The organism is Dyella sp. (assembly GCF_036384435.1).
Classification (GTDB): domain Bacteria; phylum Pseudomonadota; class Gammaproteobacteria; order Xanthomonadales; family Rhodanobacteraceae; genus GSA-30.
Genome location: NZ_DASVMI010000052.1, coordinates 1 through 17,994 on the forward strand (window position 1 = coordinate 1; position 17,994 = coordinate 17,994).

At 61.1% G+C, this 17,994-nt stretch carries 12 protein-coding genes; 2 read left to right on the plus strand and 10 right to left on the minus strand.

Going from position 1 to position 17,994, the window contains the following annotated elements; all coding sequences use genetic code 11:
• Positions 1 to 303: 303 nt before the first annotated feature.
• The 5 genes from VF436_RS04810 to VF436_RS04830 form a co-directional block, all read right to left on the minus strand.
• Positions 304 to 954: a Pr6Pr family membrane protein gene (locus VF436_RS04810; RefSeq protein WP_330902859.1), complete on the minus strand. Its 651-nt coding sequence runs from the start codon at positions 952 to 954 to the stop codon at positions 304 to 306.
• A 22-nt stretch (positions 955 to 976) separates the two neighbouring features.
• The gene (ubiE, locus tag VF436_RS04815) at positions 977 to 1,726 is read right to left on the minus strand and encodes a bifunctional demethylmenaquinone methyltransferase/2-methoxy-6-polyprenyl-1,4-benzoquinol methylase UbiE (protein WP_330902860.1); all 750 of its coding nucleotides are present in this window, start codon (positions 1,724 to 1,726) and stop codon (positions 977 to 979) included.
• A 91-nt stretch (positions 1,727 to 1,817) separates the two neighbouring features.
• The gene (gene plsB / locus VF436_RS04820) at positions 1,818 to 4,445 is read right to left on the minus strand and encodes a glycerol-3-phosphate 1-O-acyltransferase PlsB (protein WP_330902861.1); all 2,628 of its coding nucleotides are present in this window, start codon (positions 4,443 to 4,445) and stop codon (positions 1,818 to 1,820) included.
• Positions 4,446 to 4,479: 34 nt separating this feature from the next.
• The gene (locus VF436_RS04825) at positions 4,480 to 5,445 is read right to left on the minus strand and encodes a hypothetical protein (protein WP_330902862.1); all 966 of its coding nucleotides are present in this window, start codon (positions 5,443 to 5,445) and stop codon (positions 4,480 to 4,482) included.
• A gap of 448 nt (positions 5,446 to 5,893) precedes the next feature.
• Positions 5,894 to 6,793, minus strand: coding sequence for a 5'-nucleotidase, lipoprotein e(P4) family (locus VF436_RS04830; RefSeq protein ID WP_330902863.1), 900 nt, complete (start codon positions 6,791 to 6,793; stop codon positions 5,894 to 5,896).
• 134 nt (positions 6,794 to 6,927) lie between these two features.
• Between VF436_RS04830 and VF436_RS04835 the strand changes: the two genes are divergently transcribed.
• The gene (locus tag VF436_RS04835) at positions 6,928 to 7,959 is read left to right on the plus strand and encodes a hypothetical protein (RefSeq protein ID WP_330902864.1); all 1,032 of its coding nucleotides are present in this window, start codon (positions 6,928 to 6,930) and stop codon (positions 7,957 to 7,959) included.
• 329 nt (positions 7,960 to 8,288) lie between these two features.
• Positions 8,289 to 11,168 (plus strand): TonB-dependent receptor domain-containing protein, encoded by a 2,880-nt coding sequence (locus tag VF436_RS04840; protein WP_330902865.1) that lies wholly within the window; start codon positions 8,289 to 8,291, stop codon positions 11,166 to 11,168.
• Positions 11,169 to 11,315: 147 nt separating this feature from the next.
• Here the strand turns inward: VF436_RS04840 and VF436_RS04845 are convergent, their stop codons facing one another.
• The 5 genes from VF436_RS04845 to VF436_RS04865 all read right to left on the minus strand — a co-directional run.
• Entirely contained in the window at positions 11,316 to 12,887 is a 1,572-nt protein-coding gene (locus VF436_RS04845) for a tetratricopeptide repeat-containing sulfotransferase family protein (protein WP_330902866.1), read from the minus strand.
• A 56-nt stretch (positions 12,888 to 12,943) separates the two neighbouring features.
• Positions 12,944 to 14,515 carry a tetratricopeptide repeat-containing sulfotransferase family protein gene (locus VF436_RS04850; RefSeq protein WP_330902867.1) on the minus strand — a complete coding sequence of 524 codons (1,572 nt, stop codon included), beginning with the start codon at positions 14,513 to 14,515 and terminating at the stop codon, positions 12,944 to 12,946.
• 41 nt (positions 14,516 to 14,556) lie between these two features.
• The gene (locus VF436_RS04855; RefSeq protein WP_330902868.1) at positions 14,557 to 16,134 is read right to left on the minus strand and encodes a tetratricopeptide repeat-containing sulfotransferase family protein; all 1,578 of its coding nucleotides are present in this window, start codon (positions 16,132 to 16,134) and stop codon (positions 14,557 to 14,559) included.
• A gap of 22 nt (positions 16,135 to 16,156) precedes the next feature.
• Positions 16,157 to 17,725, minus strand: a complete 1,569-nt coding sequence (locus tag VF436_RS04860; RefSeq protein WP_330902869.1) for a tetratricopeptide repeat-containing sulfotransferase family protein — start codon at positions 17,723 to 17,725, stop codon at positions 16,157 to 16,159.
• 37 nt (positions 17,726 to 17,762) lie between these two features.
• On the minus strand, positions 17,763 to 17,994 hold a 232-nt coding region (locus tag VF436_RS04865; RefSeq protein WP_330902870.1), incomplete at its 5' end, for a hypothetical protein.

Genomic DNA, 17,994 nt, shown 5'->3' on the forward strand with positions numbered 1-17,994 from the left:
GCGGCGCGTGCGGTGCGAGCGGCCTGTAAGGGTGTCGCCACGGGAGAGACCAGTTCCTGGATGGAGATCGTATTTGACGTGGTATGGGGCACGTCTTTGACGAGAGGGTCCGAGAGCGGCTGACGTGTGGCGAGTGCTGCCAAGCTGGCAGGAGAGGACGAGATGGACATGGCGGAGCTTCCTTGCAGAACGAATACAAGTCGATTCTGCATGGGACATGGTTCGACCCGGCGTTATGTCAGTACCTGCATGGCAGGACGACAGCTTCGCTGGGCCGTACATGTGGGAAGGCGAAAGGCCACGCTAAGTGTGGGGAATCGCGTACTTTCCGATTTGCCAGCGCCCTAGGGCAATCAGGCCAAGGCCAATCACCAGAAAGGCGGAAAGCACGACCAGTGCATCGATAAATACCTGGCCGTAACCGATGGCCTTCACATCGAGGAAGGGATAGGGGTACCAACCGTCCCAGGCGCCGCGCAGCAAGGCATAAGCAAAATAGACGGCCGGATAGACCAGCCATATCCAGACATGCGGCCAGCGTAACGTCGCCTTGGGCACGGCGAGCCACCAATACAACAAGATCCAGGCTGGCATCGCCACGTGCACGATGTTGTCGCCAAGAATCTGCAAGCCTTGCGGATGCCATAGCCCGCGCAGCATGACGTTGTAGACGAGGCCCACGACCAACATGCTCATCGTTACGCAGGTCCAGGTGCCGGGGCGCTGGAAGATGGCCATGGGCCCAGAACGTGAACGAAGGGCGCAGGCCGTAAGCGCCATGGCCGCAAGAATGTTACTGAGGATGGTGAAGTAACCTAAGTACAGCCACAGAGCGGCCCCGAGGCCTTCCCCGGCGATGCGCTTGAGCGCGATGGTCAAATAAAGCTGTAACAGCAGCCCGAACCAGCCGACGATGGCACCAAACAAGGCGAGTAGGCGATGGCTCGATGGCATGACGCCCACGCCCTCCATGGGGCTAGAACTTGTAGCCGCGATGGATGGCCACGATGCCGTTGGTCAGGTTGCGCACGTCGACCCGGCCAAAACCAGCCCGCTCCATCATGCCCTTGAGGGTCTCTTGGTCGGGATGTTTGCGTATCGACTCGGCCAGATACTGATAGCTGTCTGCATCGCCCGCAAACAGCCGCCCCAGTTTGGGCAGCACCTTGAACGAGTGGAAATCGTAGAGCTTGCCGAAGAGTTCGTTTTGCACGCGGGAGAATTCCAGTACCAGCGCACGGCCTCCCGGCTTGAGCACGCGGCAGATATCGGCCAGTGCCTTGTCCTTGTCGGTGACGTTGCGCAAGCCAAAAGCCATGGTCACGGCATCGAACGAGTTGTCGGCGAATGGCAGGGCTTCGGCGTTGAGTTGAGCCCAGCGCAATCCCTGCACCAATCCCCGGTCGGTGAGGCGATCACGCCCCACGCGCAGCATGGCGGCGTTGATGTCGCCCACGATCACTTCGCCTTCGTCGCCGACCACGGGCTTGAGCAAGGCGGCGATATCGCCTGTCCCACCGGCCAGATCCAGCACCCGGTCACCGCGGCGTACGCCGCTGATGGCTACGAAGTGGCGTTTCCACAACCGATGGACGCCGAACGACATCAAATCGTTCATCAGGTCGTAACTGCCCGCTACGGAAGTGAAAACCTTGCCGACGAGCTTTTGCTTTTCCGTGACGGGGACGTCGCGGTAGCCGAAATGCGTAGTGGATGAATCGTTCATGGCGGCCATGCTAGCGCATCGCCGCCTTCCATGGCGTGACTGGAGCGCGCCGGGACGGCGAGGGGAGGCGCGGGGCGCCTCCCTGACGATGTCAGGGCTCGCTCTTTCCCTGGTCCGAATCGTGAGCCGTGTGCCGTTCGTGTTCATTGGCCACGTGGCGCTCGTGCAATTGGGAGCTGGTGGCAGCCATCGCCGCCTGCTGCGTGGTATCACTTTCGACGCGACCTTCTTCGCTGCCGCCGGTGATCTTGAGGATCGAGTGACGCACCTCGCGAGTCAGGATTACACGTGCATCGCGCACCATGTCTTCCAGACCCTTGTCGTAGTCGAGCTTGCCGTTTTCATCGGTCCAGATCACCCGGCTTTCGCGCAACTTCTGGATGAAACCACGGAACAGCGCCTTGTCGAAGAATTCCGGGGCCGACAGTTCATTGAGCAAAGCCAGGCGTTGCGCAGTCAGCGTGCAGGCATTCTCAAGCTCTGCCGCGGTAATGGCATGCGGACCGGCCTTCACCAGGGCGGCAATGGTGATGTAGTAGCGCTCGAATGCCTGGATCAGGCTGCGCGCGATGACCTTCAACTGATAGGCGGCATCGTCCTGGCCCGGGCCGCGTTCCAGCAGGCGACCTTCGCCGGTCGATTCGAGCAGGCCTCGGCGCACGAAAAAGTCGATCGTGGCCTGCAACTGATTGGCAAAGCCTTCGCTATCCCACGGCAGGAACAGTTCGCCCTGGATGAACGGATAGACGATGCGCCCCAGGCGCAGGATCGACGCGCGTGACATGCGCCGGTTGTTGACGAAGCAGCACGCCACCCAAGCTGCCGTGGCGGTCAGGTGCAACACGTTGTTACGGAAATAGCTGAGAAGTACGGCCTGTTCGTCATCGGTGATCAGGACGTCACCGAGTGAATGACGTACGCGACGGATCCAGCCCATTTGTTCGCCGTAGGCGATGATGCCGGCCGGATCGACCGGGGTCAGCGTCACGCGATCGGAGTAAGGCAGCTCGGTGATCAGCGACTTCATCAACTCCAACTGGGCCAGCAGGTCGCTTTCGTCCATCGCGTGCTTGGGCGTGGCCAATAGCGCCATCGCCAGCAAGTTGATCGGATTGACGTCGGCTGCGCGATTGATGTTTATCTGGATCTTCTCGGCCAGGTCATCGACCATTTTATTCAGCCAGTCGGGCTTGGCGTCTGGATCACCTGTCGCAGCTCGCCAGTCGGCATCCGCCGCATCGAGCAGCGGCGTCAATTCGATCGGTTCGCCAAAATTGAGCGCGACATGCCCATAGCGCTGACGCAACACTTTCAATCCGCGTAACAGGCCCAGCAACGATTCCTTTTCCTTGGGCTTGCCGGAAAGCTCGCCGGTATAGGATTTGCCCTCCATCAGCTTTTCGTAGCCGATGTACACCGGCTGGAACAGCACAGGGCGGCGAGGCGCACGCAGGAAGGCGCGCACCGTCATGACCAGCATGCCCGCGCGCGGTGCCAGCAGGCGCCCGGTGCGCGAACGGCCTCCTTCGATGAAGTATTCGATCGGTACGCCGCGGTCGATCAACTGCGCCAGGTACTCATTGAACACCACCGAATACAATGCATTGCCCTTGAAGCTGCGGCGAAGAAAAAATGCGCCGCCGCGACGCAGGATCGGGCCGACGACAGGCAAGTTGAGATTCACGCCCGCCGCGATGTGCGGCACCACCACCCCGGCCATATGCAGCTGATAGCTGAGCAACAGGTAATCGGTGTGGCTGCGATGGCAAGGTACGTATACCACTTCGTGGCCGGGCGCGGCGGCGCGAGCCTTGTCGAAGTGATGCATGGCGATGCCGTCGTAGAGCTTGTTCCAGAAATTCGACAGCAGGAATGACACCGAACGCACGACCGGGTGCGAGTAATCGGCAGCAATTTCCAGGGCCAGCTTGCGCGCGCGATTCCACGCCTTGGCATGGCTGAGGTTTTCCTTGGCCATGGTGGCGGCGATGGCTTCGCGCACCGGCTCGGCGTTCAATACCGCATCGACCACCGTACGGCGATGCGAAAGATCGGGGCCGATCACGGCCGCGCGAATACGTCGGAAATGGGTGCGCAGCACGCGTGCCAGTTTGCGGGCGAAGCGCTCCGGACGCATGTCGCCAGCTTCGTTGACCGCGTCGCGCAACGACACCGGCGCCGAGAAGTGCACCACAGTGTCCCGGCCGTTGAGCAGCAGTGCCAGCATGCGCCGGAAACGGCCGACCACGACCCAGTTTTCCGAAAACAGCACCCGGAACCAGCCGGATTCGCGGTTAGGCGCACGGCCCACGTAGATTGATACGGGCACGATCTGCACGTCGTTGTCCGGCACGGCTTCGAGCGAGCGCACCAGTTGGCCGAGCGCGTCGTTGGGCAGGCGCTGGCGGTTGCGGCCGAAGATCCAGCCGTCGCGGCGAGCCAGCGCGAACACCGAGCGTCGGCGGCGCGTGCCGGGCAATGCCTGCATCGGACTGGGCAGGCCCGCTTCACGACAGGCGCGTTCCAGGATCAACGCGTCGGACAAACCGTCGCGCTCAATCACATAGCAAATCGGCACTCCGGGGCGCAGCAAGGCAGCCGGTTCGGCCGGATCGCGCCGAAGGCGCACCCAGGGTTCGAGGATCTGGCCGGCCAGGTGAAACCACCAGGGGGAACGGCTACGGGAGGCGGGGATATCCCCGGTCGAGATAGTCGGCATCCGGCTATTGTATCTATGTGTTGCGCTCGACCTCTTAAGAACTCGTTTTGGGCGCGGCCGTATTGGCGGTGATCGATGACGCAGCCGGTGCCGGCTGAGGAGCGGCGCTGCCGGCCGGAGCCGGTGCGTTGAGGCGCTCATGCGTCTCGCGTACGTTGTTGATCAGGTCCTGGTTGTACCAGCGGCCATCCTGCTGTACCCATTCCGATTCGGTGCTCAACGGCTTGCCCAGCAAGACGTAGTCGATCTTGATCTTGGCATGTCCGTTGGCGTTTTCCACCGTGCTGAGCTTGACCGAGTCCAGCGTCTGGTCGACGGACAGACCGTACAGGTTCAGCACCTGCTTCAGGCCGGCGAACCCGATCGCGTACTTTTGCATCGCGGTGTCGAAATCCATCGTGCGCATCTGATCGGCGGATTTGAGATCAAGCTTGCGCGCCGTGTCCACCGTGATGGCGACGGCCTGTTTGGCCTTGTCCTGGTCGAACCAGGGCGCCTGCTGCACCCATGGGCCCAGCACGTCGAGCACGTCATTGGCCTGTGCTTTCTGTGCCTTGGTCATGCTTTTGTCCTGCTCCACGCCGGTCTTGGCGATCTGCTGGAAAATGCCGACCATCACGGGCAACTGGTCGCGATACTGCGTGGACAGTTGCTGCAGCTTCGGTTGCAGTTCGGCGAAGCGTTTGGTCTCGGCCCCTTGTTCGGTCCACTGGGCGTAGTTCTTGGTGAATTCGGCTCGCTGCTCGTCCGTCAGCGGCTGGCGACCGGGATCTTCGCGAGTCCAGTCCTGGCGAAAGGTGGCGTAATCGGCCGGGGGCAGCGAGTGTTTCCAGAAGCCACCAAAATCACCGCTCTTGATCAGCGCGACCGATTCCTGCACCGCCGCTTCGGGAGTCTGGCTTCCCGACTGGGCTTCCTGCTTGTCCTTGTCGTGGCACGCGGCCAGAACCAGGGTGGCGGTACACAACAGCGCAAAGGCGCGAAAACGGAGAGGGCGCATGGGATGGTCTCACAATCCAGGTGAAGCCCTGCCTGGCAGGGCGGCCGGCGGAGCGTATAGGTGGCGAGCCCGACCGGACAAGGGGCGCAGGCCCACAGCAGCGCGGTATAGATAAAGAAAACCCCGCGGGCGTTGGCCGTCGCGGGGTAGTCCGGCAGAGCCGGAAGGGAAATGGCCTTGCCTGCAGTAAATGCGAGGTCAGCAGGTGTTGGCGGGGAGATATTACTTGGCTGTTAAAGCTAAGGCAATACCTTATGAAGTATGCGGTAAGCTATTGAATTATAGTATTTCGCTTTGCTGCGCGTTAGGGGTGAGGAGTGAGGGGTGAGGGGTGAGTTTGGGTGTGTGGCGCGGGTTTGGAGTTCTGGCGCACTTTTGATGCGTGGAGGCTTGAGAAAGTACGCATCCATGCGCCCCCACTACCCATCTCCCATTTCCGCTCTCGGGCTCAATCAAAGCGCAGCGCGTTGATCTTCTGCTGGCGGCGTTCTTCGCGGGGCAGGGTCCAGTCGTTGTTGAACAGGGCCGGTTCCCAGGCGCCGTAGGTGGGGTTGGGCAGCACGAACCAGCGTGTGCCGATCCAGGCCTGGTATGGCGCCATGGCGCGGGTGCGACCTTCTTCGTTATTGGCCAGTACGCTGACGAAATCGCCAATCTGGTCGCCAAACTGCATCAGTACTCGGTACTTGTGGCTAATCAGCTGGCGACGGCAGCCTTTCTCGGTGCCTACCTGCTCGCAGCCTTCCACGAAGGTACCCAGGCCCAGGAACGACTCCGGGCCGGCCACCGGCAGGCCGGCCTTGCGCAGGTTGGACAAGGTGGCCTGGTCCAGGTCCTTGGCGCGGTTGGAAATATAGATGACGGCAACGCCGTGTTGCGCGGCGAACTGGGTGAATTCGACCACACCAGGCAGGGCACGGGCTTTTTCTTCCTTGCACCAGCTGGCCCAGTCGGCCTCGTTGAATTCGCCGCCAGTCTTGATCAGGCGAGCCTGGTAGGGCGAGTTGTCCAGCACGGTTTCGTCGATATCCAGCACCACGGCAGGCTTGAGACCGGCGATCGGAGCGACGCGGTCATCCTTGGGCAGGGCATCCCATTGCTTGTCCTTCATGGCGGCGAGCAGGCGGGCCTGGGCATCGCGATAGGTTTGCACATAGATCAGGTCATGCTCGATCGCGCGTTGGCTCCAGGCGACGGCATTGAGATTGTCATCGGCGGTGCGCCCAGCCGCCGTCGGGGTGGCTGCGGCCGGAGCCGGGGCCGTCTTCGCGGCGGGCTTGGAGGGCGCCGAAGAACAGCCGGCGAGCAGGACGAGCGCGGCAATGGTCGCCGGGAGACGAATGGACATGCGTTAAGGACCCTGTTGCTGAGACGAACGAACACATTGACGCAAGTTTACGACAGCACCATGTCCTCTTCCTGGGGCTGGTGATCCCGGTCGGCTGCTGACAGACTCATCGCAAGTTCTTAGTCGGCCTACCCATGGAAGCGAAATTACCCGGCCCGCGCGCGGCCCATCCCGTCATCACCGTGGCCAGCTACATCCTGGTCGGATTGGGCATGCTGCTGATTCTGCTGTTGCACCTGATGCCCGCCCTGCTGGCGGGCTTGCTGGTCTACGAACTGGTGCAGTCGTTGGCGCCACTGCTTGGCCGCAAGATACCCAGCGATCGCGCGCGGGTGCTGGTGGTGACGCTGCTGGGAATCATCGTGGTGGGCCTGCTGATGCTCGCCGTGCTCGGTGCCGTCAGCTTTTTGCGCAACGAAATCGGCAATCCCGAGCTGTTATGGCAGACCCAGTTGATGCCGCTGGTGGAAAAGGCGCGCCAGCAGTTGCCGCCCTCCATCACCGGCTGGCTGCCGGACAGCGTGGATGACCTCCGCGTGATGGCATTGGAGTTGACGCGCAAGCATGCCGCCAGCCTGCAACTGCTGGGCAAGGGGGCGGCGCGCGCCCTCGTGCATATCCTGATTGGCCTGGTGCTGGGCGCGATTGTGGCGCTCAGCCGTGCGCGGCCGGCACACCAGGTCGGCCCGCTGGCCGCGGCGTTGGGGCAGCGTTGCCATCGCCTGGCCGATGCCTTCCACAACATCGTGTTCGCGCAAATCAAGATTTCCCTCTTCAATACGGCGTTTACGGCGGTTTTCCTGCTGGTCGTGCTGCCGGCCATGGGGGTCCACCTGCCGCTGGCCAAGACCCTGGTGGTACTCACCTTCGTGGTGGGCCTGCTGCCAGTGATCGGCAACCTGATTTCCAATACGGCGATCACCGTGGCGGGGCTTTCGGTATCGCTGTGGGTAGGCGTGGCGGCGCTGGGATTTCTGATCCTGATCCACAAGCTGGAGTACTTCCTCAACGCGCGTATCGTGGGGACGCAAATCCGTGCGCGGGCCTGGGAGCTGCTGGTGGCGATGCTGGCCATGGAGGCAGCGTTCGGCCTGCCGGGCCTGATCGCGGCGCCGATCTACTATGCCTATCTCAAGAGCGAGCTGGAGCGAGAGCGGCTGGTCTAGATCGGTGACTGCCAGCCCTTGACCCGTCTCGAAAAGCTTGGCTTCAGAAGGCCTGCAAGCTTCGCGCAAGCTTGTGAAAGTCGCACGAATTCATGAGATTCAAGTGCTTACCTGAATAAATTCGCCTAGGAATCTTTCGTAACCATGCGTACGAGAATGTTGCGTGAACGAAATGTTCATGTTAAACAGAAGTCAAGCGCGATCGTCTGAAGTTGGGGTCAGGCAAATAGGACGCAGGGTCTAGTCGTGCCACGTTCCGGGAGAGCGAAGCCAGGAGGAGGCTCACTCGCGGAAATTCTTCTTAGAAAAGTTTTTTAGGGGAGTTACCAATGTTGAAGTCCAAGCTTTCGGCCGCCGTCCTGGTGGCCTTGGCGGTCGGGTATTCCAGCGCCTATGCCCAGGATGCCCAGAGCGACCAGAGCGGTAAGAGCACCGACCAGAGTGCCGATCAGGGTAAGGCCAAGAAGCTCGAAGCCATTACCGTCACCGGCTCGTTGATTCCGCAGACCCAGGTGGAAACGGCTCAGCCGACGATCACCATTACCGCGCAGGACATGAAGGCACGTGGCTTTGCCACGGTAGCTCAGGCGTTGCAGCAGGCATCGTTCGCTACCGGTGCGGTGCAAGGTGCGCAGAGCACCAACTCGTTTACCACGGGTGCCGAGACGCTCAGCATGTTCGGCCTGCCGCCGGGCTTCACGAAGTACCTGATCGACGGCCGCCCGATGGGTAACTTCCCGGGCCTGTACAACGGTAGCGATGTCTTCAACAGCATCAGTGGCATTCCGCAGGACATGGTCGATCACATCGACATCCTGCCGGGTGGCCAGTCCTCGCTGTACGGTTCGGACGCCATCGCCGGTGTTATCAACATCGTGTTGAAAAAGCACCTCGATGCGCCGGTTGCCGATGCTCGCTATGGCTGGAACACCAATGGCGGTGGCGCTGATCGTCGCGTCAGCCTGGCCGATAGCTTCAGCGTGGGCAAGTTCAACTCGCTGGTTGGCGTGCAGTTCGAAAGCACCCAGCCGATTTGGCGCCGTGATCGTCCGCTGACTGCGCAGTACTACAACCAGGGCACCTCGCCGGCGACTGCCTCGCGCGACACCCTGGCGCTCTCGGTGTTCAACAGCGACGGCAGCAAGACGGGCTACGAATTCCTCGATCCGAACAACTGCGCGGGCCTCAGCGGCCTGTGGGGTGGCACGGAGAAGAAGCAGCATCGTAACCCGCAGGGCGACTATTGCGGTTCGCTCTACACGCCGGGTGCCGGTACGCTGTCCAATGACAGCAAGACGGCAAACCTGTACACGCACAACACGTTCGACGTGAACGAAAACCTGCAGTTGTACGGCGACCTGCTTTACAACTACTCCGAGCAGAAATTCGTCAACGGCGCCAGCACCACCTGGTGGGGCACGGGAGCCAACGACTCGCTCGGTACCGGTTATTTCTGGGATCCGCGCATCCACGGTGGCTCGCTGCTGTTGCTGCAGCATTCGTTCGCGCCTGAAGAAGTGGGCTCGTACAAAGACATCATGAACAAGCAGTACGAGAACTCGTACATGGTGTCGCTGGGTGCCAAGGGTACCTTCGCCGAGAAGTGGGATTACGACTTCGGCTTCACCCATTCGGACGACAAGTTGATCAATCGCAACTTCGAGCGTCTGGCCGGACCGATGGAGCAGTATTTCTCCAGCCACGTGCTGGGCAAGCAGATGGGTACCTACTCCGGCTATCCGATATATGAACCCAACTACGCCAACCTGTACCAGCCGGTTTCGAACGCGGATTTCCGCAGCTTCACGGGGTATTCGACCAGCCGCGCCAAAACCTGGGACAACATGCTGCGTGCCCAGGTGACCAACAGCTCGCTGTTCTCCTTGCCGGGTGGCGACGCCGGTCTGGCCGTGGTGGTCGAAGGCGGCAACGAAGGTTGGGATTCCTCGCCCGACCCGCGTTTGCTCCAGTCGGTGACCCTGCCTGATGGCCAGCAAGGTAGCTACTTCTGGGGCACCAGCGCCGTGCCGGGCGCCGGCCATCGTTCGCGCTATGCGGCGACGACCGAGTTCCGCGCGCCAGTGCTGGAGATGTTGACGTTCGACGTGTCCGGTCGTTTCGATCATTACTCGATCGACAACAACGATCTGCATCACGCTACCTACAACATCGGCGTCGAGTTCCGTCCGTTCGAGATGCTGTTGCTGCGTGCCCGTTACGGTACCGCCTTCAAGGCGCCGACGCTGTCCGATACCAATCAGGGTGTCAGCAGCTTCTACAGCACCGTCACCGACTACCTGAACTGCGGTCGCCTGGGCTTCTCCGGTGAGAACATCGGTAACTGCCCGCAGCGTTATGGCTCCACGCAGTACACAGGTACCACCTACGGCTCGCCCGACCTGAAGCCGATCACCGCCAAGAACTGGAGCTACGGCTTCGTGCTGGCGCCGGTTGACCGTATGTCGATCTCGGTGGATTACCTGCACTTCGACATCAACAACGAAGTGACGCCGCAGTCGGCCTCGCAGTTGTCGTTGCAGGAATACCAGTGCGACATCGGTACGCTCGACCCGACGTCGCCGACCTGCTTGAACGCCTTCTCGGCGATCACGCGTGGCGGTAACGGTCAGAACGGCTTGTTGGGTAACATCACGGCGGTCAACCAGCCCAAGGTCAATACGGCGAACGAACTGGTCAACGCGATCAACGCCTCGTTCCAGTACCAGCACCGGATTGGTTCGTTCGGGTCGTTGGTGTGGAACGCGTCGTACTCCGACGTGCTCAAGCACACCAGCCAAGCGTTCCCTGGCGATGCGCACCTGGATCTCTTCGCCAACCCCGGCGTCTCTTCCGACTTCAAGTCCAAGGCCAACGCCTCGGTGACCTGGATCAAGGACGAGTGGTCGGCCACGCTGTACTGGAACCGCTTCGGCTCGACCCCGAACTACATCGCGCAGCTGCAGAACAGCTACGACGTAGCAGGGGCCGGCAAGCTGCGTCCTTGGATCAAGTACAACGCCAGCGTTTCCTATAACGCGACCAAGGCGCTGACCTTGTCGCTGCTGGCCAACAACTTGTTCAACAAGATGCCGCCGGCCGATCATTCGTACCCGGGTACCACCTACCTGCCGTACAACCAGAACAACTATGACGTCTATGGTCGTTCGCTGATGATCGAAGCCAACTACAAGTTTGGTCAGAACGACTAAGCCGTAAACGCTGGTGTTTCAAAGAGAATGGCCCCGCATGGCGGGGCCATTTTTTTGCCCGGATTACACCGGGGTTATCGGCGTGTCGCTGGATATTTCAGAATGGGTGGTGAAGCGGCTGGAGCGCGAAGTTGACGCCACCAGGCGTCAGTCCACCGCGATGCCCGCGTCGCGCAGCAGGGCCAGAAGTTCCCCCAATTGCGGTTCGTATTTCTTCCAGCGCTTCATGGCGGTGCGATAGACCGGTGCACGCACCTGCACGGCGCTGGCAGTATTGACCGGCGCGGGGTTATCTTCAAAGCGCAGGCAGGCGTCGTCCCAGGGCAGCTCGCAGAACGCGAGTAACTCACGCGAGATGGCCTCCTGATTATCGACCAATGATTCGTATTGCACTTCCAGCACGCGTCCGGGGAATGCCTTGCGCCAATGCGCCATCAGGCGGTCGAACATGACGTAGTAACGCCCGGTGTCGAGCAGGTCGAACGAGTAGCCATAGTAAGGCGCGGTGGCCGCGAACAATTGGCGGAAATTACTCAGGCAGGTATCGACCGGATCGCGTCGCAGGCAGACGATCTTGGCATGAGGGAGTGCCTGCGCGATAAAGCCGACGAATAGGAAGTTATGTGGCAGCTTGTCGATGAAATGCGGGCGATTGCCGGTGGCGGGCCGGGTGCTCGACAGATACGTCTCGCCAAGATGCTGCCAGTCCACCCGATGGGCCAGGCCGATCGTTTCCGGATCAAGCAAGGTCGGCGTCGGACTTTGCGCGGCATACTTGTATGCCATGGCGAAGTTCTGCAGTTCGCCGGCCGAATAGACGTCTGGATGACTGGACAGGATGCGCTCTAGCAATGTGGTTCCCGTGCGAGGCATGCCTACGATGAAGATCGGTTCACGCGTGGTGGAACCGGGCTTGGCATCCTGCAATGGATAGACATTTTCCAGCGCGCGGAAAATAGCCTCGTCATCGTCAATCGAGTAGCCACGCTCGTTCTTGCCCGCCGCCTTGCCATGGGTGAAGTGTCTGAAGGCATTAGGGAAGTCGCCCAGGTCCTCGTATTCCTTGGCCATGGCCATGTGCAGGTAGGTCTGCGCTTCGGCCACATGCCCATGCTGGGCAAGCAAGGGTTCCAGACGTTCCAGGTGATTGCTCGAGGGTGTCTGCTTGCGTAGCTGCGCGAGCGTGAGGTGGGCCTTCCAGTAACGCGGATCGATGGCGATACTCGCTTCGAGCTGCCGCTCGGCCTCGTCGATATCGCCTTCCGCCACCAGGGCGGTGGCCAGATTGAAGCGGTAGGGCGCATGGCGCGGAACCAGTTCGGTAGCGCGGCGGAACATGCGAGCGGCCAGGTCGTGCGCGTGGGTCTGCGTGAATACGACTCCTAGCGTGTCGAGGTTACCCGGGTCAGTGGGATTCAACGCCATGGCCCGATCGGCCGCCAGACGTGCATCGCGCATCAGGCGGACCAAGGCCAGTGCCTTGGCATACTGCGTGGCAAAATCCGGCCGCCCAGGCTCGATCTGGGTAGCTTTGTACAAAAGGTCAAGCGCGCGCGTCATGTCGCCAAGTTCCATGGCGGCGATACCCGTCATGTAGCAAACCATCGGATGGTCTGGCGCGATGGTCAGCAATCGCTCGCCTGCCTGGCGCGTGGCAGGCCAGGCATGGCGATTGAAAGCCTCGATCAGGCCGGAAAAAACGTGCGCTGGATCTGTCATGACGCTTGCGAAGGTTTGGCGAAAGGACACACCTTACCCCAAGTCGGCGTCGCAGTTCAGGTGGCGATACCGGCCTCGGCCAGCAGGGCGCGCAACGCGTCCAGATGTGGCTCGTAGCGCTTCCAGGCGGCGATTGAGCCGCGATGGAGGGGCTGGCGCACCTGCAAGGCGCTGGCGGTGGCCACGGGAGCCTCGTTGGCCTCGAAACGAAGACAGGCATCGTTCCAGGGCAGCTTGCAGAATTCGAGCATGCGTCGCGTCACTGGCTCCTGGCTATCGACCAGCTCTTCATACTGCACCTGCATCAGGCGTTCCGGCAGAAGTGGTTGCCAGTGATCGACCATGCGATGGAACTGCACCACGTGCCTGCCAACGTCGAGCAGGTCGTAGGAGTAATCGTGAAACGCCGAATCTTCGCCGAACAACTGGCGGAAGTTACTGATGCAGGTGTCCAGCGGATCACGGCGCAGGCAGATGATCTTTGCCTGCGGCAACGCGCGGGCGATGGCGCCGACGTAGAGAAAATTGTGCGGGAGCTTGTCGATGAAGCGGCCAGCCTGACCGGTGCCGGCACGAACATGGGCAATATAATCCGCGCCCAGCCGAGCCCAGTTTATCGTGGGCGATCGCATGACCGTATCCAGATCAAGCAGGCGCGGCGTGTGACTGCCCGAATGTTGCTTGAACATCAGCGGGAAACTGAGCAGTTCTCCGGCTGAATGGATGTCTGGATGGCTGGAAAGGATGCGATCAACCAGTGTAGTGCCTGAGCGCGGCATGCCCAGCACGAAAATCGGGGCCGCCTCTGGGGTTTCCGAATCTGGGTCAATGGCGCCGGCAAAGGCTTCTCGCATGGCCTGGAACAGCGCGGCGTCGGCCTGGCTTGAATACGTCTTGGGCCGAGCGGCGGCCTTGCCCCGGGTCAGGTGCTCAAAAGATTCATCGTAGTGCCCAAGGTCTTCCAGTTCCTTGGCCAGAGCCAATTGCAGGTAAGTCTGAGCAGAGGAGCTGCGGGTTTCGACATCATCCTGGGCCAGGCGTCGACGCAACTGCTGAACATGGTTGGATGCTTCACTCTGGCGTCGAAGCAGTGCACGGGAGAGATAGGCTCTCCAGAACGCGGGGTCTTGCGCGATACATTGCTCGAGTTCCTCTCCCGCCTCGTCGGCGCGTCCGAGGAAGATCAGCGAACTGGCGAACGAAAATCGACCTGGAGCGTAGCCCGGTGCGAGCCTGACCACTTCGCCGAAAGCATCGGCGGCCCTGGCGTGTGCCGCTCCTTGGGAAAACACCATGCCAAGCATCATCAACAGGCCCGGGTCCTTCAGCCCGAGCGCCATCGCGCGTTCGGCCTCGGCCAGTGCGGGCATCTGGGTCAGCGAGAGCGCGCGCGCATGCATGGCGGCAAAATTGGCGCGCTGCGGCTCCAGTCGAGCCGCGGTACGCAGATGCTCTAGCGCGGCGTGAAGCTGCCGCGTCTCCAGGGCCGCGACTCCGGCCACGTAATGCATGCCCGCCTGCCGGGGAGACTGCCGCAGTACCTCCAAAGCCAGCGCGCGTGCATTCATCCAGTCTTGCCGGGAGGCTGCCTGGAGCGCCTGCGCATACAACTGTTCTGGTGTGTTCATGCCGGTGAGCATCCGTGAAGGAGTCGAAGCATTGGCATGTATCAGTCGACCCGGATGCCCGCGTCCGCCAACAGGCGCTGGAGCGCTTTGAGCTCGCTCTCGAAGTGTTTCCAGTGCCCCACCGCGCTGCGATAGATGGGTTGGCGCACTTGTAGCGCGCTGGCTGTCGTGACAGGCGATGGGTTGTCCTGGAAACGCAGGCAGGCGTCGTTCCACGGCAGGTCGCAGAATTGAAGGATACGGCGGGTGACGCTTTCCGCATCGTCCACCAGCGATTCGTACTGCACCTGGAGAATGCGATCTGGCAGCACGGTTTGCCAATGCGCCATCAGTCGGTCGAACTGGATGTAGTAATGACCGATATCCAGCAAGTCGAACGAATAGTTGTAATAAGGCAGCTTTTCAGCAAAAAGCTGACGATAGTTGCCCAGGCATGCGTCCATGGGATGGCGACGCAGGCAGATCATGCGTGCGTTCGGCAGCGCTTGCGCGATGAAGCCTGCATGCAGGAAGTTGAACGGAAACTTGTCGACAAATCGGGCCGTCTGGCCGGTCCGCGGCCGTGTGCTTTGGACATATTGGCTACCGATCTGTGACCAGTCCAGTTCAGCGACATGCTGGGCGATGTCGGGATCTTGCCAGATGGATGGGCGTTGACCCCAGCCACGGCGCAATGCCATGCCGAAATTCAACAGCTCCCCCGTCATGGTGACATCCGGGTGGCTGGAAAGTATGCGTTCGACAAGCGTAGTGCCGGTGCGTGGCATGCCGAATACAAAAATCGGCTCGCGGCTCGGGTCGCCCTTTTTATTGGCACCGAGCGGTCGCGGAAAGGCCTTCTCGAGTGCGGAAAATACTACCTGGTCCTGCTGGCGCTCATAGTTTAGGCCCTGCCGCGCGGCGGTCTTGCCTTCGACGAGGTGCGCGAACGATTGCGCGTAATGGCCAAGGTCCTCGTGCTCCTTGGCCAGGGCCATGTTCAGGCAGATGTTTGCCATCGGCTCATGGCGATGTTCGGCCAGTGCGCCTTCCATACGCTCGACATGATTGTCTTCCTGCGTTTGCTTGCGCAGATTGGACAAAGCCAGGTGTGCTCGCCAGAAGCGCGGTTCAGCCGTCAGGCATGCTTCGATTTCATGTTCTGCCTGTTCGCTGTGCCCTAGCGCGATCAACGCATTGGCCAGGTTGTATCGATAGCCAGGGTGCCCGGGAACAAGTTCGATGGCGCGCTGGTATGCGCCAAGCGCTTTGTCCGCCGCACCGGCCTCAGCGTAGATGCCGCCAAGCATATCCAGCAGCGAGCTATCGTTATCGGCCAGCGGGCGTACGCGATCGGCTTCGGCCAGCGCCTGCTCCTCAAGCTTTGCCGTATGCAGGGCGCGGGCGAATTGTGCTCCAAAGCCTGCTCGTGTCGGTTCCATTTTGGCAGCGCGCTCGAGATGCGCCAACGCCGGTGCGATCTGCCGCATTTCAAGCGCCGCTACGCCAGCGGCATAGTAAGCCTCGATCATGTCCGGATGAAAGGACAGCAATTGCTCGGCCAGGCGATAGGTGCGAGCCCAGTCGCGCCGGTTATAGGCATCGGTCAATTGCGTACGAATATCGTCTGGCGTGCTCACGAATGGTTAGCCCCTGTCTACTTTAGGCGTTTATGGGTGCCTGGTCGAGCAGGACACGGAGCTCTTCCAACTGGCTCGCATAGTGCCTCCAGCGCCCCACGCCGCCGCGGTGAATGGGGGAGCGTACCTGGGTTGCGCTCAGGGTGGCTACCGGTGCGGTATTCCTCTCGATATGCAGGCAGGCGTCGTGCCAGGGCAGGTTGCAGAAATTCAGGATGCGGCGAATTTCTGGCTCCGGGGCAGCCACCAGGCGTTCGTAGGATACCTGGAGCACGCGTCCCGGGATCGCGCGCTCCCAGTGCGCCATCAGGCGATCGAACAAAAGGTAATAGCGGCCTATGTCGAGCAAATCGTTGGAGTAATCGAAATGCATAGAGGGATGGTCGAAAAGCTGTCGGAAATTGGCGATGCAGGTATCGAGCGGATCGCGTCGCAGGCAGATGATCGGCGCCATCGGCAGTGCATGCGCGATAAAACCCGCATAAAGAAAGTTGTGCGGCAGCTTGTCGATGAAGTGTGATCGATGACCGGTCGCCGGGCGCGTGCTGGCGAGGTAGTCCGCGCCCAGCTTGGTCCAGTCCAGTCGTTGTGCCCGCTCGGGCAGGTCGTTGGTGAACAACAAGGGCCTGGTAGTGGCCGAAGCGCGTTGCAGTATCGCGGCGAAGTTCTGTAGCTCGCCGGCCGCCTGCACCTGCGGATGGCTGGAGAGAATGCGTTCGATCAAGGTCGTGCCGGTACGCGGCATGCCCATGACGAAGATCGGCTCGCGCGTGGGATGCCCGGTGGTTCGCGCCGTGAGTGGAAACGTGCGCATGAGTTGATCGACCATCCCCACGTCACGCCGGCGATCATACGGCCGTTGCGTGCGCCGAGCTTGCTTGCCGCGTCGGTAGTGCTCGAAGGCGCTGGCGTATCTTCCGAGATCTTCGTGCTCCTTGCCCATGGCCAGTTGCAGATAGGTCTCGGCAGTGGCCTCGCTGGCGTGATCGTGTGAAAGCTGCTGCAACGATGCCAGATGATTTTCTTGTTCCGTCACCGGGCGCAGCTGCGCCAGCGTGAGATACGCCGGCCAATGACCGGGATTGGCATCGATGCATGCGAGGAGCTCGCGTTCGGCTCCTTCGATGTCGCCCAGCGTGATCAGCGCAGTGCCCAGGTTGTAACGCAGCGGTGCGTTCCCCGGGGTGATGGCCACGGCTTGCCGAAAGGCCTCCACGGCCTTCGCTGGTTGATGCGAGAGCGAATAGATCACGCCAAGCGTATCGAGCGCGGCGGCGTCAGCCTGGGCCATCGCCAGCGCCCGGTCTGCAGCCGTGACAGCCGGACCGGTCAACTTGGCCTCCACAAGAGCCTTGGCGTAAAGCACGGCAAAATCTGTGCGAGAGGGATCCAGTGTCGTCGCCCGCTCCAGATAGAGCGCTGCTTCGCCCGGGCGGTGCGTTTGCAGGTGCACCAGCCCGGCTATACCAAATACTCCCGGGTGGTTCGGTGCCAGCGGGAATAACTGCGCGCAAAGCGCCTCGGCCTCGGAAAGATGATTTTGCTGATAAGCCTGTATCAGCCGCGCATACAACGTGGCGGGATCGGTCATGAGGGGCATGCCAGGGAGCAGGCCGTGATCATACCCGTCAGGGCCGGGATTCGTCAGGTTCGCGTAAGTTTTGACGATTCAAGTACAAACTTGCGACGCGGTAATGGCTCATCGTCTGGGCCTTGATCGGCAGAAAAATATTTTCGTCCACCCCTAAACTTTTTTCTCGAACCCGGGATAAGTCTTCTACCGGGGGCTCATGGTGATGCCTCCCGCACGGATGGGTGAAACGCATCATGGTGGCAGTGATTACGGGTGGTGGTCTGGGT